General features: G+C 66.4%; 16 protein-coding genes and 1 pseudogene. 13 read left to right on the top strand and 4 right to left on the bottom strand.

Annotated features, from left to right (window positions below; genetic code table 11):
• Window positions 1-299 precede the first annotated feature (299 nt).
• Window positions 300-863, bottom strand: coding sequence for a MarR family winged helix-turn-helix transcriptional regulator (locus DWF00_RS05695; protein WP_114830471.1), 564 nt, complete (start codon window positions 861-863; stop codon window positions 300-302).
• Window positions 864-977: 114 nt separating this feature from the next.
• Here DWF00_RS05695 and hmgA point away from each other — a divergent pair, with 114 nt between their 5' ends.
• The gene (gene hmgA, locus DWF00_RS05690; RefSeq protein ID WP_342769082.1) at window positions 978-2,336 is read left to right on the top strand and encodes a homogentisate 1,2-dioxygenase; all 1,359 of its coding nucleotides are present in this window, start codon (window positions 978-980) and stop codon (window positions 2,334-2,336) included.
• Window positions 2,337-2,408: 72 nt separating this feature from the next.
• Window positions 2,409-3,353 (top strand): CHAD domain-containing protein, encoded by a 945-nt coding sequence (locus DWF00_RS05685; protein ID WP_147283731.1) that lies wholly within the window; start codon window positions 2,409-2,411, stop codon window positions 3,351-3,353.
• A gap of 31 nt (window positions 3,354-3,384) precedes the next feature.
• Here the strand turns inward: DWF00_RS05685 and DWF00_RS05680 are convergent, their stop codons facing one another.
• On the bottom strand, window positions 3,385-4,470 hold the full coding sequence (locus DWF00_RS05680; RefSeq protein ID WP_114830468.1) for a TRAP transporter substrate-binding protein: 1,086 nt from the start codon (window positions 4,468-4,470) through the stop codon (window positions 3,385-3,387).
• Between the two features lie 62 nt (window positions 4,471-4,532).
• On the opposite strand from DWF00_RS05680, the gene DWF00_RS05675 reads away from it, so the two are divergent.
• From DWF00_RS05675 to DWF00_RS05655, 5 genes and pseudogenes are all read left to right on the top strand, one after another.
• Entirely contained in the window at window positions 4,533-5,546 is a 1,014-nt protein-coding gene (locus DWF00_RS05675) for a fumarylacetoacetate hydrolase family protein (RefSeq protein WP_114830467.1), read from the top strand.
• Window positions 5,547-5,653: 107 nt separating this feature from the next.
• Entirely contained in the window at window positions 5,654-6,208 is a 555-nt protein-coding gene (locus DWF00_RS05670) for a DinB family protein (RefSeq protein WP_114830466.1), read from the top strand.
• Between the two features lie 27 nt (window positions 6,209-6,235).
• A pseudogene (locus DWF00_RS30085) lies at window positions 6,236-6,334 on the top strand (DUF2783 domain-containing protein); the annotation flags it as partial.
• Between the two features lie 33 nt (window positions 6,335-6,367).
• The gene (locus DWF00_RS05660; RefSeq protein ID WP_114830465.1) at window positions 6,368-6,901 is read left to right on the top strand and encodes a hypothetical protein; all 534 of its coding nucleotides are present in this window, start codon (window positions 6,368-6,370) and stop codon (window positions 6,899-6,901) included.
• An 11-nt stretch (window positions 6,902-6,912) separates the two neighbouring features.
• Window positions 6,913-7,302 (top strand): lysozyme inhibitor LprI family protein, encoded by a 390-nt coding sequence (locus tag DWF00_RS05655; protein ID WP_245973761.1) that lies wholly within the window; start codon window positions 6,913-6,915, stop codon window positions 7,300-7,302.
• Between the two features lie 155 nt (window positions 7,303-7,457).
• Here the strand turns inward: DWF00_RS05655 and DWF00_RS05650 are convergent, their stop codons facing one another.
• Window positions 7,458-8,036 carry a GNAT family N-acetyltransferase gene (locus DWF00_RS05650; protein ID WP_114830464.1) on the bottom strand — a complete coding sequence of 193 codons (579 nt, stop codon included), beginning with the start codon at window positions 8,034-8,036 and terminating at the stop codon, window positions 7,458-7,460.
• Between the two features lie 92 nt (window positions 8,037-8,128).
• Between DWF00_RS05650 and DWF00_RS05645 the strand changes: the two genes are divergently transcribed.
• Window positions 8,129-8,656 carry a CreA family protein gene (locus DWF00_RS05645; protein ID WP_114830463.1) on the top strand — a complete coding sequence of 176 codons (528 nt, stop codon included), beginning with the start codon at window positions 8,129-8,131 and terminating at the stop codon, window positions 8,654-8,656.
• Window positions 8,657-8,665: 9 nt separating this feature from the next.
• Here the strand turns inward: DWF00_RS05645 and DWF00_RS05640 are convergent, their stop codons facing one another.
• Window positions 8,666-8,998 carry a hypothetical protein gene (locus tag DWF00_RS05640; RefSeq protein WP_114830462.1) on the bottom strand — a complete coding sequence of 111 codons (333 nt, stop codon included), beginning with the start codon at window positions 8,996-8,998 and terminating at the stop codon, window positions 8,666-8,668.
• 310 nt (window positions 8,999-9,308) lie between these two features.
• On the opposite strand from DWF00_RS05640, the gene cysS reads away from it, so the two are divergent.
• The 5 genes from cysS to cimA all read left to right on the top strand — a co-directional run bounded on the left by cysS (window position 9,309) and on the right by cimA (window position 13,926).
• Window positions 9,309-10,838, top strand: coding sequence for a cysteine--tRNA ligase (gene cysS / locus DWF00_RS05635; protein WP_114830461.1), 1,530 nt, complete (start codon window positions 9,309-9,311; stop codon window positions 10,836-10,838).
• Window positions 10,835-11,218 (top strand): nucleotidyltransferase domain-containing protein, encoded by a 384-nt coding sequence (locus tag DWF00_RS05630; protein ID WP_114830460.1) that lies wholly within the window; start codon window positions 10,835-10,837, stop codon window positions 11,216-11,218. Before cysS ends, DWF00_RS05630 begins: the two co-directional genes overlap by 4 nt.
• Window positions 11,215-11,604, top strand: coding sequence for a HEPN domain-containing protein (locus tag DWF00_RS05625; protein WP_181832744.1), 390 nt, complete (start codon window positions 11,215-11,217; stop codon window positions 11,602-11,604). Before DWF00_RS05630 ends, DWF00_RS05625 begins: the two co-directional genes overlap by 4 nt.
• Window positions 11,601-12,221: a hypothetical protein gene (locus DWF00_RS05620; protein WP_114830458.1), complete on the top strand. Its 621-nt coding sequence runs from the start codon at window positions 11,601-11,603 to the stop codon at window positions 12,219-12,221. The genes DWF00_RS05625 and DWF00_RS05620 overlap by 4 nt, the downstream gene beginning before the upstream one ends.
• A 112-nt stretch (window positions 12,222-12,333) precedes the next feature.
• Window positions 12,334-13,926, top strand: coding sequence for a citramalate synthase (gene cimA / locus DWF00_RS05615; RefSeq protein WP_114830457.1), 1,593 nt, complete (start codon window positions 12,334-12,336; stop codon window positions 13,924-13,926).
• The last annotated feature ends 51 nt before the right edge of the window (window positions 13,927-13,977 follow it).

The following is a 13,977-nucleotide window of genomic DNA, read 5'->3' as shown; positions in this document are numbered from 1 at the left end:
AAGCCATCATCGCCGATCGGGCCACATCACCTGCATGTTCGATCCGCCCGAGGCCGGGGGACCGTTCCGCTGCAACACCAACCGCCAAACGCGACGGAACTAAGGACGGCTCCTGCGACGGCTCCGCGCAGATTCGGGCACCGGCCGTAGCGGCACCCGCATGGCACATTTGCCGGGGCCGGGCAATTGGAGCCTGTTCCGCAAAGTGGTTCCGACTTTTGCGACGAGACCATGCTCAAGATATTGAGCTGGCGCGAATTCTTGTCGCTCGGCTGGTTTCCAGCCGAACGGAACGCGCGCTAGCGCTCGTTTTCGTGATAGGTTCCGGCGAGGTGGCGGCCGCGCTCGGTCAGGATCGAGAGCACGCGCTCGAACACGCGCAGCTCCTCCGGCGCCAGCCCTTCCGTCCAGCGCGCCTGGAAGGCGAGCGCCAGCGGCACGATCTCGGCATAGATCCGCGCGCCCGGCGCGGTCAGCGCCACGAAGGATTCGCGCCGGTCCTGCCGGTTCTCGCTGCGCGTGACGAAGCCGCGCGCCTCCAACTCGGTGACGGCCCGTGATACCTTGGTCTTGTGCATCTGCGAGAGTTCGCCGATGTCGCGCGAGGTCAGGCGGCCGAACTCGCCGAGCTGCGCGATGACGCGCCATTCCGGGATGCCGATGCCGAAGCGCTCGTTATAGATGCGTCCGAGCGCCCGGCTGGCGAAGGAGCCGACGACATTGAGGCGGTAGGGCAGGAACTGTTCGAGGTGCAGCAGGTCTTGGCGCGGAGGGTCCTGGCGCGGAGGGTCTTGGCGCAAAGAATCCTGGCGCAAAGAATTCTGGTGCAGCAGGTCTTGGGTGGCGGGCAGCTTCGTTGACATTAGTTTCACTTGCAACTAATTGCGCTGATCGTCAAGCGCCGTCCGATTGTTCCGGAACCGCTGCGCTTGTCAAAGCCCGAGACGACTGAGCCAGGCCGCTTGAGGAGAATGCCGATGAACGTGCAGCCGCAGATTCACACCGCTCCCTTGCGCCAATCCGCCTCCGGCCGGGACTACATGTCCGGTTTCGGCAACAGTTTCGAGACCGAGGCGCTGCCGGGCGCCTTGCCGGTCGGCCGCAACTCGCCGCAGAAGCCGGCCTATGGGCTCTATGCGGAGCAGCTCTCCGGCTCGCCCTTCACCGCGCCGCGCTCCACCAACGAGCGCTCCTGGCTCTATCGCATCAGGCCGAGCGTCAAGCATGGCGGGCGTTGGCAGAAGGCCGACAAGGGGCTGATCCGCACCGCGCCCTGCCGCGACGAGGCCGACATGCCGATCGGCCAGCTGCGCTGGAGCCCGATCCCGGTTCCATCCGAGAAGCTGACCTTCGTCACCGGCCTGCGCACGCTGACCACCGCCGGCGATGCCGACACGCAGGCCGGCATGGCCGCCCACATGCTCTTCGTCACCGCCTCGATGGAGCATGAATACGTCTTCTGCGCCGATGGCGAGTATCTCGTCGTGGCGCAGGAGGGGAAACTGCGCTTCTTCACCGAGTTCGGCATCATCGAGATCGAGCCCGGCGAGATCTGCGTCATCCCGCGCGGCGTCGTCTTCCGCTGCGAGCTGATCGACGGCCCGGCTCGTGCCTATGTCTGCGAAAACTATGGCGGCAGCTTCACCCTGCCGGATCGCGGGCCGATCGGCGCCAACTGCCTGGCCAATCCGCGCGATTTCCTCACGCCGGTCGCAGCCTACGAGGACGACCAGACGCCGTCGATCCTCTACGCCAAATGGGGCGGCGAGCTCTACTCCACTGAAATCGGCCAGTCGCCGCTCGACGTCGTCGCCTGGCACGGCAACTACGCGCCCTACAAATACGACCTGCGCCATTATTCGCCGGTCGGCGCGATCTCGTTCGATCATCCCGACCCGTCGATCTTCACGGTGCTGACCGCCCCGTCCGAGACGGCCGGCACCGCCAATATCGATTTCGTGATCTTCCCCGAGCGCTGGGCCGTGGCCGAGAACACGTTCCGGCCGCCCTGGTATCATCGCAACATCATGTCGGAGTTCATGGGCCTGATCTACGGCGTCTACGACGCCAAGCCGGAGGGCTTTACGCCCGGCGGCTTCAGCCTGCACAACATGATGCTGCCGCACGGCCCGGATGCGCAGGCCTATGATCACGCCAGCACCGTCGAGCTCAAGCCGGTCAAGCTGACCGGCACCATGGCCTTCATGTTCGAGACGCGGTTCGCGCAGCGCGTCACCGGCTATGCGGCAGGCTCGCCCGCGCTCCAGCCTGACTACAGCGCCTGCTGGGATGGGCTGAAGAAGCGCTTCGACCCGACCAGGCGCGAGGCCTGGTAGGCGTCCTGCGGCTTGCGGTTTTTCGCCGGCTGGCTTTGACTGGGGCGTGAGCCTGATCGGGAGAGAGCGCGCGTGCCGCGGACGAAAGCCCCATCGACGCCGGCCCGGACCATCCTGCGCGCGCCCCGTTCGGCCCGCCGTCCCGAGCGCGAGCACGCTGCTCCGGACGGCACGGCGATGCTGCGGCGCTGGGCCAGGCACTGGCTGCGCACCTGCCGCGAGGTGCCGTCGCGGGCTTCGCGCCTGCTTGATCGCACGGAGCGCAGCCCCGAAAAGCGCATCCATGATTTCCGCCGCCTGATGAAGGCCTGGCGCTCGCTGCTGAAGCTGGCGCCGGCCGCGCTGGCCGGGGAGGCAAGGGCGCTGCGCGGCGAGATCAAGCTGCTGCGCCAGAATTTCGGCGAGGCCCGCGACGCCACGGTCGTCGCCAAGACGCTGGAGGAGGTTCTGCCCGGACGCGTGAACGCGGCCGAGGCGTCGCCGCCGGCCGCCCCCGTGCCGCGCGAGGAGCTCGCCGCCGTCCGTGCCACGCTGGACCAGCTCTCGGCCGAGATGGAGCGCTGGTCGGTGGCGTCGGAAGGCGGCGGCTTCCTGCTGGCGGCCTTCAAGCGCACCTATCGCAAGGCCCGCCGCCGCGCCCGCCACGATGTCACGGAAATGGGGCTGAAGCGCCTGCACGCCTGGCGCACGGCGGTGATCGACCTCGGCTACCAGCTCAGCTTCTTCAAGCCGGCCGATCCGGCGAAGCTCGAGCCGCAGGAAGGCGCGGCCGAGCGCCTGCGCTCCCATCTCGGCACGGTGGTCGATCTCGACATGGCGCGCGAGCATCTGTCTGACGCGGTGCCGGCCAAGCGCCGCGAGGGGGCCGAGCGCGAGATCGCGCGCAGCATCGTTAAGCGCCGCCGCAAGGCTGCCCGCATCGCCGACAGCCTGCTCGACGAGCGGCCCAAGACGATGTGCGCTCACCTCGCCGAGGGGCTGGCGAGCCGCGGCCCGCGCCGGATCAGGTTTGTCTGACCCGGCGCCGCCTGATGTGACGGGCCGCGCCTCAGCGCGAGCGCAGCCGGTTCATGAACGAGTCGTAGGAGAGCTCCGCCACCTGCCACCAGAGCAGGTTCTCGCCACGGAACGCGACCATCGACTCATAGCCCTTCTTGAAGGCTTCGCTCTTGGCCGAGGTCTCGGCGTAGTACTCGTCGGCTGCCTTCAGCGCCGCTTCCATGATCGGCAGCGGGAAGGCCTTGAGCTGCGCGCCCTGCTGCACCAGCCGGCGCAGTCCGCCCGGGTTCACGGCGTCGTATTTCGCCAGCATCCAGTTATTGGCCGCCTCGCAGGCGTGGTAGACGATGGCCTGGTAGTGCTTCGGCAGCTTGTTCCAGGCCTCCTGGCCGATGACGAGGTGCAGCATGGCGCCGCCCTCCCACCAGCCGGGATAATAGTAGTATTTGGCGACGCGCACGAAGCCGAGCTTCTCGTCGTCATAGGGGCCGACGAACTCGGCCGCGTCGATCGTGCCGCGCTCCAGCGCCGGGTAGACGTCGCCGGCCGCGATTTGCGTCGGCACCACGCCGAGCTTGGCCAGAACCGAGCCGCCCATGCCGCCGATGCGGAACTTCAGGCCCTTGAGGTCGTCGACGCCCTTGAGCTCGTTGCGGAAGAAGCCACCCATCTGGCAGCCGGAATTGCCGCAGGGGATCGAGTAGGCGTTGAACTTGGCGAGCGCGCCGTTCACGATCTCCTCGCCGCCGCCGAAATACCACCAGCTATGCTGCTGGCGGGCGTTGAGGCCGAAGGGGATGCCGGTGCCGAGCCCGAGCGCCGGCTCCTTGCCGATGTAGAAATAGGTCGGCGTGTGCGCGCATTCGACCGTGCCGTTCTGCACCGCGTCGAGCGCTTGCAGGCCGGGCACGATCTCGCCGGCCGAGAAGGTCTGGACCTGGAACTTGCCGTCGGTCGCGTCCGCCATGAACTTCGCGAATTGCTGGGCGGTGCCGTAGATCGTGTCGAGCGACTTGGGGAAGCTCGAGGTCAACCGCCATTTCACCTCCGGCATCGACTGCGCGATCGCCGGCATGGCGACCGGCGTCGCGGCCGCTGCGAGCGCGCCGGTTTTCAGAAAGTCGCGACGTTTCATATGCTCTCCTCCCGCAAGGTTGTTGCGGCCTTTGTTACGCGTACGACGAGGAATGAAAAGAGATGAAACTCGCTTCGCTCATGCATGGTCGGGATGGCCGGCTTGTCGTGGTCTCCAGGGACCTGACGCGCGCCACCGACGCCTTCCCCGTCGTCGCCACCTTGCAGGCGGCGCTCGACGATTGGGAGCGCCACGCGCCACGCCTTGCCGACCTCGCCGAGGGCCTGGAGCATGGCTCGGTGCCGTCCTTCCGCTTCCACGAGCATGACTGCGCCTCGCCCCTGCCGCGCGCCTTCCAGTGGCTCGATGCCTCCGCTTATGTGAATCACGTCGCGCTCGTCAGGCAGGCGCGCGGCGCCGAGATGCCCGAGGGCTTCTGGACCGACCCGCTGATGTACCAGGGTGGCTCGGATTCCTCCCTCGGCCCGCGCCAGCCGATTCGCGCCCGGAACGAGGAGGACGGCATCGACTTCGAGGCCGAGGTCGCGGTCGTGACCGGCGACGTGCCGATGGGCGTGGGCGCCGACGCGGCGTTGTCCCATATCCGCCTCGTCATGCTCGCAAACGACGTGAGCTTGCGGACTCTGATTGCGAGGGAATTGCCGAAGGGCTTTGGTTTCGTTCAATCAAAGCCCTCGTCGGCCTTCTCGCCGGTCGCTGTCACGCCGGATGAGCTTGGGGCCTCTTGGCAGGGCGGCAGGCTCAGCGGCGCCGTGCTCTCGCAGCTCAACGGCCAGCCCTTCGGTGGGCCCGATGCCGGCATCGACATGACCTTCGATTTCGGCACGCTGATCGCCCACGCCGCAAGCACCCGCCCGCTCTCGGCCGGCACGATCATCGGCTCCGGCACGGTCTCCAACCGCGACGCCGATGGCGGGCCGGGCAAGCCTGTGGCTGAGGGTGGGCTCGGCTATGCCTGCATCGCCGAGCAGCGCATGGTCGAGACCATTCGCAGCGGTGGACCCGTCACGCCCTTCCTGCGTTTCGGCGATACCGTGCGCATCGAGATGAAGGATGCCGAGGGCCGTTCGATCTTCGGCGCCATCGAGCAGGACGTGCTGCCCCATGTCGACTGAGAAGCCCGCCTTCCCCTCCGGCGCCGATCTCGGCGGTTCGAGCATCCCCGCATCCGGACCGACGAGCGCGACCGCCGGATGTGGGCCGAGCTCAAGGGGGTAGGGCGATGGCGGCGGCGCTTCACGTCCGCAAGGCGGCCCGCAACAACGCCTGGTCCAACGACCGCCTGCTGCGCGCCTGCGCCGAGCTCAGCGACGCCGAGTTCAAGGCGGCGCGCACCAGTTTCTTCCCCTCGCTCTTCGAGACGCTGAACCACAGCCTATCGGTCGACCTCTATTATCTCGACATGCTCGAAGAGGGCGGCATCGGCTTGGCGATCTTCGACAGCTTCGTGCCGCTGGCGGCGGAGCCGTTGCGAAGTGCCCAACTCGCCGCCGACCGCCGCCTCGTCACCTTCTGCGATGCACAGAGTGAGCTGTCGCTGCCGCGTCTGGTCGAGACCGACCGCGGCGACGAAGGCAAGGTGCCGGAGCGGGTCGACGATCTGCTGGCTCACCTCTTCCAGCACCAGATTCACCATCGCGGTCAGGCGCATGCGATGCTGGCCGGAACCAGGGTGCCGCCGCCGCAACTCGACGAGTATTTCCTCGTCTTCGACGCCTCGCGTCGCGAGGCGGAGCTGGCTGCGCTCGGGATCGAGGGGCCGGAGGCAATTCGCTGACCGGCCTCTCCGCCCGAGGCGCAGGGCGCCGCCTTCGACGCCGGGCTCGTCCTGATCTCTGCCAATCAGGTCGGCGATGTGGAGATTCTGCGTCAGGCCTTGGCTCTGACGCGCGAGGCAAGCTAGTCTGGCGCCGCCTGCCGCCGGAGCCTCCTGCAGATGATCGAGCCCGTCCCGCTCTATTCCACCACGATCCCGCTCGCCTTCTTCGTCTGGGGGCCGGTCCTGGTGATGCTGCTCTTCTGGCTCACCGGCCTCTGGGCCAGCCGCCAGGGCGTGGCGCGCATGCTGGAGAGCGACTGGAACGGCTTCAACGCCGCCGATGTCGACAAGCTCTTCGCCGCCTATGGCGACGAGCGCCGCGCGAAATATCGCAGCAAGGTGCTGCCGGCCGACATGGCCTTCGCGCTGGTCTACGCGATCGTCGGCGCGCTCATCATCGCCGGCGTCTCGATGCGCGGCTACACCTTGTGGATAGCGCTGCTGTGCGGCGGTGGCTGGCTGCTCGGCGGGCTCTGCGATCTCGTCGAGAATTTCGCCATCGCCAGGCTGCTTGACAAATACCCCAAGGTCGAAGCCGGCGATGTCGCCACGGCCAGCAGGTTCACGCAGTTCAAGCTCGTGCTCTTCGCGCTCGGAATCGTCGGCGCGCTCGCGGCGGTCTATCTCGTCTTCAGGCCGTTAGCGGCCTAGCCGTGAAGCGCTTGGCTGCCTTGATCTTGCTGGGTGGCCTGCTTCTGGCCTCGGCCGGCCCCGCTGCAGCCGACGACATCTACGACAAATGCATCGACGATTCCGACGGTACCAATACCGCCTGGGGCGCCTGCGGCTCGGAATGGCTGAAACGCGAGGACGAGAAGCTCAACGCCGTCTGGAAGCGTATCAACGACGGGCTGCCTGACGCGACCAAGGCCGATCTCCTCGAAGAGCAGCGCGCCTGGATCGCCTTCAAGGAGAAATCCTGCCGCTTCTACGCCAATGGCGATTGGGGCCGGGAAGGGCAGGCGCTGCATTACCCGAATTGCCTCGCCTCGCTGATAGCCGAGCGCATCTCGACGCTGGAAGCCTATGGCGCCTTCTTCAAGCAGAATTAGCGCTCGCGGCTGTGACCTACCCGAATCAAGCGCCGTCATCCCGGACGGAGCGCAGCGGAGCTCCGGGATCCATCGTAGAGCGCAGTTCCCTACGATGGATCCCGGAGCTGCGCCGCAAACGCGGCTTGTCCGGGATGACGCGGAGAGGTTGCCGCTTAGTCGGAGCGGGCTCCGGCGCTTGCGGCTGAGCGGGCCGTCCAGGCCGCCTGCGTCAGGCGGCAGAACGCGCAAGAGAATTGCGGATCGCCCATCATCCAGGAGGGCCTGTCCACCTCCCGGCCGAAGCCGAGCCGCGCGGCCAGCCGCAGCGACGCACCATTGAGCGGATGCGTCAGGATCACGATCTCCGGCAGGGCGAGCCCGCCGAACGCATGGCCGAGCAGCGACCGAACGGCCTCGAAGGCATATCCCCGACCCCAGTGCCGCCGTTCGAAGCGATAGCTCAGTTCGACCTCCCTGCGCCCGTCCCGCTGGGGAAGCAGCCCGACATAGCCGAGGAAATCGTCGCTGCCGTCGCGCCGGCCGACGCTCCAGTAGCCGAGCCCCTGCGCGACATGGCTGAAGCTGCGCTCCGCCAGCCCCGCCACCCCCATCATCGGGTCTCCGACCGGCGCGATGAAGCGCATCACCTCCGGATCGGCATTCATCGCGGCGGTGGGCTCCAGATCGGCCACAGTTCGCGGTCGCAGAATCAGGCGCTCGGTCTCCAGCACCGGCTGTATCGTCGGCTGCATCTTGCTAGGCTCCGGCTCGTTGGCTCTGGCGCGACGTGGCGTGAGAGCCCATATCCGGCCGCGGCGGACTGGAAAAGTCGGGAGATCTCTGAATGCGCGTCCATGACACCAACTTCATTCGCGCCCTGGCCTTGGCGGCGGTCGCGGCCTGCATCGGCCTGGCGACGCCGGCTGCGGCGCAGGAGGACCTGATCTTCAAGAAATCGACCGTCTGGAAGATGCTGACCCCGGACGACAAGCTCGCCGTCTACGGCGTCGACGACCCCCTGGTCGAGGGCGTCGCCTGCCATTACACCGTGCCCGAGAAGGGCGGCGTCTCCGGCATGTTCGGCGTTGCCGAGGAGGTCTCGGAGATCTCGCTCGCCTGCCGCCAGATCGGCCCGATCAAGTTCAAGGAGAAGTTCGAGCAGGGCGACGTCGTCTTCCGCGAGCGCCGCTCGCTGATCTGGAAGAAGATGCAGATCGTGCGTGGCTGCGACGCCAAGCGCAACGTGCTGGTCTATCTCGTCTATTCCGACAAGCTGATCGACGGCTCGCCGCAGAACTCGACCTCGACCGTCCCGGTCATGCCCTGGGGCGGAAACGGCGAGACGCCGAAATGCTCGGACTGGCTAAGGTGAGGGGCGAGATCACTCGCCGCAGGTGATCGTCAGCGGCTGCTCTGCCGGATCGACCTGGGCCTGCTTCGTCACGGTGCCTGTAAAATCCTCGCGCGCGGCGGTGCCGAAGGCGACCGACTTGGCGAAGCCCTGCGACTCGCACCAGGCATCCGCGACGATCTTGCCGCATTCGGATGCCTTCGTGGACAGGCAATCGGCCACGCCATAGCCGTCGCTGGCCGGGATCAGGAAGGTGCGGTTCGCGTTCGGGGCGGCGACCGTCTTGCTTGGCGGCAGCACGGCGAGCGACAGGCCCGCGCCGATGATTCCGAACAGGCCGATCAAAGCGATGGCGCGGCGCATTCTCGTGATTTCCTGGTGGCCGGACAGGTTGAAGAACCTTCGAATCGTGACGATGGTTCCGCCCGGTTAAATTTGAATGAATGGCGCTTTTGCGATGGTGCGCCGCAGCAAATCGGGGCGCCCTCTTGACGCAAAGCCCGCGCACAGGCAATCAGTTTCTCCATGACGCGGGCCATTTTCCGGATTTGCTTGATTTGCCGCTAGCTTTTGCTGGCCGGCTGCTCACGTCATCGTCCTCACGAACCGACAACAGCGCCCCGGCCAGCGGCCAGGATTTGCTCGTCGCCGCCTTTTCGCCAGGACCGTTCCGATGTCGCCTACATTACGGCTCTACAACACGCTGACGCGGACGAAGGAGGCTTTTGCCCCCATCGATCCCACCCATGTCCGTATGTATGTCTGCGGCCCGACGGTCTATGACTACGCTCACATCGGCAACGCCCGCCCGGTCATCGTCTTCGACGTGCTCTACCGGCTGCTCCGGCATATTTATGGCGCCAAGCACGTCACCTATGCCCGCAACCTCACCGACGTCGACGACAAGATCAACGCGCGGGCCGCGCGCGATTTTCCCGGCCTGCCGTTGAACCAGGCGATCGCCAGGGTCACGCAGACGACGACGGCGCAGTTCCACAACGATGTCGATGCGCTGGGCAACCTGCGCCCCAATGAGGAGCCGCGCGCCACCGACCATATCGAGGAGATGAAGGCGATCATCGAGCGCCTCATCGACCGTGGCATCGCCTATGTCGCCGAGGAGCACGTGCTCTTCCACGTGCCGGCGGTGGCAAACCTGAAGGGTGCGCCGAAATACGGCTCGCTGGCCCGTCGCTCGCTCGACGAGATGATGGCCGGCGCCCGGGTCGACGTCGCGCCCTATAAGCGCGACGCGATGGATTTCGTGCTGTGGAAGCCGAGCCGCGACGGCATCGATCCCGGCTGGCCGTCGCCGGCCGGCATCGCGACGCCTGGCCGCCCCGGCTGGCATATCGAGTGCTCGGCCATGTCGATGGCGAAGCTGCTACAGCCCTTCGGCGGCGGGCTGCAATGCGACGATCCGGCGAAGAACGTCTTCGACATCCATGGCGGCGGCATCGACCTCGTCTTCCCGCACCACGAGAACGAGATCGCCCAGAGCTGCTGCGCCTTCGGCGGCGCAGACGGCGCCGGCCGCATGGCGAACTACTGGATGCATAACGGCTTCCTGCAGGTCGAAGGCGAGAAGATGTCGAAGAGCCTCGGCAACTTCGTCACGATCAACGAGTTGCTGGAGACGGAGGTCTTTGGCGGGCGGACATGGCCCGGCGAAGTGCTGCGCCTTGCGATGCTGAAGACGCATTATCGCCAGCCGATCGATTGGACGGTGAAGGCGCTGGAGGAGGCGCAAGCAACCATCCAAGGGTGGGCCGAACTTGTCCGATTTATTCCGAATGCGCCTCAGGACGCGCCGACGAATATTTCAGCGGGCGTCATCGCTGCGCTCTCGGACGATCTGAACACGTCACAGACGCTGACCGTGCTGCACCAGCTTGCCAAGGACGCCAAGCAGGGAAATCCGGGGGCTGCCTCATCGCTCGCGGCGACCGCCGATTTTCTCGGCTTGCGGAGGCATGCCTGGAAAGCAACGGAAGATGCTTTTCACTTCCGTCTTGCTGTTGATGATGAGCTCGACAAGAAGGTTGACGGCCTCATCGCCGCCCGCCTCGAAGCCCGCGGCGCCAAGAATTTCGCTGAATCTGACCGCATCCGTGACGAACTCGCCGCCATGGGCATCGCGCTCAAGGACGGCAAGGATCCTGCAACTGGCGAGCCGACCACTGCCTGGGAGGTGAAGCGATGAGCGATGTCTCGACCCTGCTCGCGCCTCCCAGCGACGTGGAGGTTGCGAAGGCGCTCGCCCACTATTTTAACCTGCTCGCCGCCGAATACGGCAGCCGGCTGGCCGGCGTTTATCTCTTTGGCAGCCGGGCGCGGCGTGACCATCGACCTGACAGCGATGCCGACATTGCCGTCGTGCTGACCTCTTTTCAGGGCACCGCGCTGGACGAGAAGATGCGCCTGGTCGACCTCGGCTTCGAGGCGCTGACCGATGCCGGCGTCATGATTCAACCCTGGCCATTCACCTCCGCGGAATGGGAGTGGAGCGGCGCGGGCGGGCGGTTTGCCGATTTGCTGGTCGCGGCCAAGCGCGATGCGAAGCCGTTGGAGATGTGGGCATGAGGCCTCATCTCGAAAAGGCCGGGCAGTCCTTGCGCTCGGCCGAGCTGTTGCTGAGCACTGGCGATCTCGATGGCGCGGTCAATCGTGCCTACTACGCTTGCTATGATGCTGCGCGCGGCGTGTTGGAGATTGTTGCCGGAATCGACACCCGAGACGTGAAGACGCATGCCGGCCTGATCCGGCTGTTCAATCTTCAGATCGTCAAGCCTCGCCTCATGCCTTTGGAAATCGGAAGGTTGATTGGCCGGGAGGAGCAGCTTCGGCTGTTTGCGGACTATGGCGAGGGCGTACACGAACGCTCCGAAGCAGAATTGGCGGTCAAGCAGGCCGTTGATTTCGTCGGCGCCTGCATCGCGCTCGCTCGGGACAAGGGCACAACGCCATGATGACCCCCGCCTCCCGCGAGCCGATCGTCATTGCCGACGCGGGTCCGCTGCTGCGCCTGGCGGCGGCTGGTCTACTGAGCATGCTCGGCCGGCTCAACCGCCGCATCGTGTTGGTCGATCGCGTCGAGGACGAACTGGTCGGCGACGCGACCAAGCCCTTCGCGCCCGAAATCCGCGCCTGGATCGAAAGCGAGGGCGAGGCGCTGCTGCGCGTACCCACGGTGATCGGCGAAGGCATTCGCTCACTCAAGGCGCGCACCCGCACGCCCGAGGAGGACGCTCGCCTCAAGTCAGGCCTGCGCAACTCCGGCGAGCTGGCGCTGCGCGAGTTCGTTGATCTCTGGCGGCCGGACGAGCCTTCCTCCGCAGTCGTGCTTTACGAGGATCGCAAGGTTCCGAACTTATTTCTGGAAGTCGACTATCCCGTCACCCTGATGACGACCCGCGCCTTCGCCCGCACGATCGCGTCCTGGGGCGTCAATCTCGATGCGCCCGCCGCCCTCGAAGCCATCGCCGACATCTACGATCTCAAGCCGGCCATGATCGGTGAGATCGACCCTGAAACGCCCGTCGATCTGCGACGGCTGCCGAGCCTGTTGAAAGAAGAAAAAGAATGACCGCCCCAAAAGCAAAAATCCGCAAGCGCGGTTCGCTCTCCATCGCCATGAAGCTCGTCATGCTCGCCATGGTCATGCCCAAGGTGCTGCGCTATCGCCTGAGATCGCGGCGATGACCGCCCGCGTCCACCTGTTCGACACGACGCTGCGCGACGGCGCCCAGACCACGGGCGTCGACTTCTCGCTCGACGACAAGCGCGCGGTCGCGGCGATGCTCGACAAGCTCGGCATCGATTATGTCGAAGGCGGCTATCCCGGCGCCAACCCGCTCGACACCGCCTTCTTCGCGGAGAAGCCGACGCGGAACGCCAAGTTCGCCGCCTTCGGCATGACCAAGCGTGCCGGGCGCTCGGCGGCCAACGATCCCGGCATCGCCGCGCTGCTGGAGGCGAAGGCCGATGCGATCGTCTTCGTCGCCAAGAGCTCGGACTATCATGTTCGTGTCGCGCTCGAGATCTCGCTGGAGGAGAACCTCATCGGCATCCGCGAGAGCGTCGAGGCCGCGAAGGCGGCCGGGCGCGAGGTCATGCTCGATTGCGAGCATTTCTTCGATGGCTACAAGGCCAATCCCGACTACGCGCTCGCCTGTGCCCGCACGGCCTATGAGGCCGGCGCGCGCTGGGTCGTGCTCTGCGACACCAATGGCGGCAGCTTGCCGGACGAGGTCGGCGCCATCGTCGCCGAGGTGACCAGGACGGTACCGGGCGAGTATCTCGGCATCCACGCCCATGACGATTGCGGCTGCGCCGTCGCCAATTCGCTGGCTGCGGTCGAATCCGGCGTGCGCCAGATCCAGGGTACGCTGAACGGCCTCGGCGAGCGCTGCGGCAACGCCAATCTCGTCACGCTGATCGGCGCCCTGAAGCTCAAGGACAAGTATCGCGAGCGCTTCTCGCTCGGCGTCGACGAGAACCAGCTCGGCGAGCTCAGCCATGTCTCGCGCGCGCTCGACGAGATGCTGAACCGGGCGCCGAACGTGCACGCGCCCTTCGTCGGCTCCTCCGCCTTCGCCACCAAGGCCGGCATCCACGCCTCGGCCGTGCTGAAGGACCCGCGCACCTACGAGCATGTCGCGCCGGAAGCCACCGGCAACACCCGCAAGGTGCTGATCTCCGACCAAGGCGGCAAGTCGAACCTCGTCGCCGAGCTGGAGCGCATCGGCGTCACGCTCGGCCGCGACGACCCCCGGCTCGGCCGGGTGCTGGAGGAGGTCAAGGACAAGGAGGCGCAGGGCTATGCCTTCGAGGGCGCCGACGCCTCCTTCTTCCTGCTCGCCAAGCGCATCATGCGCGAGGTGCCGGAGTATTTCGCGGTCGAGCGCTTCAAGGTCAGCGTCGAGCGCCGCTACAACGCCAATGGCGAGCTCGTCACCTTCTCGGAGGCGACGGTGAAGGTGAAGGTCGGCGAGGAGGAGCTGATCTCCGCCGCCGAGGGCAACGGCCCGGTCAACGCGCTCGATACCGCCCTGCGCAAGGATCTCGGCCGCTACCAGTCGCTGATCGAGGGGCTCAGACTGGTGGACTACAAGGTCCGCATCTTCCAGGGCGGCACCGACGCGGTGACGCGCGTCCTGATCGAATCCGCCGACGAGACGGGCGCGCGCTGGACCACGGTCGGCGTCAGCCCCAACATCATCGACGCCTCGTTCCAGGCGCTGGTCGACTCGATCACCTACAAGCTGGTGCGGGCCGGCGCGACGGCTTAGCGGTCATCCCGCACGCGCTGCGGCACTTCGCGCCGCAGCGCGTGCGGGATG

It is taken from the genome of Allobosea caraganae (assembly GCF_003351345.1).
Lineage (GTDB): Bacteria > Pseudomonadota > Alphaproteobacteria > Rhizobiales > Beijerinckiaceae > Allobosea > Allobosea caraganae.
The sequence above is the reverse complement of the archived record's forward strand: the minus strand, read 5'-3'. Positions and strand labels throughout refer to the sequence as shown.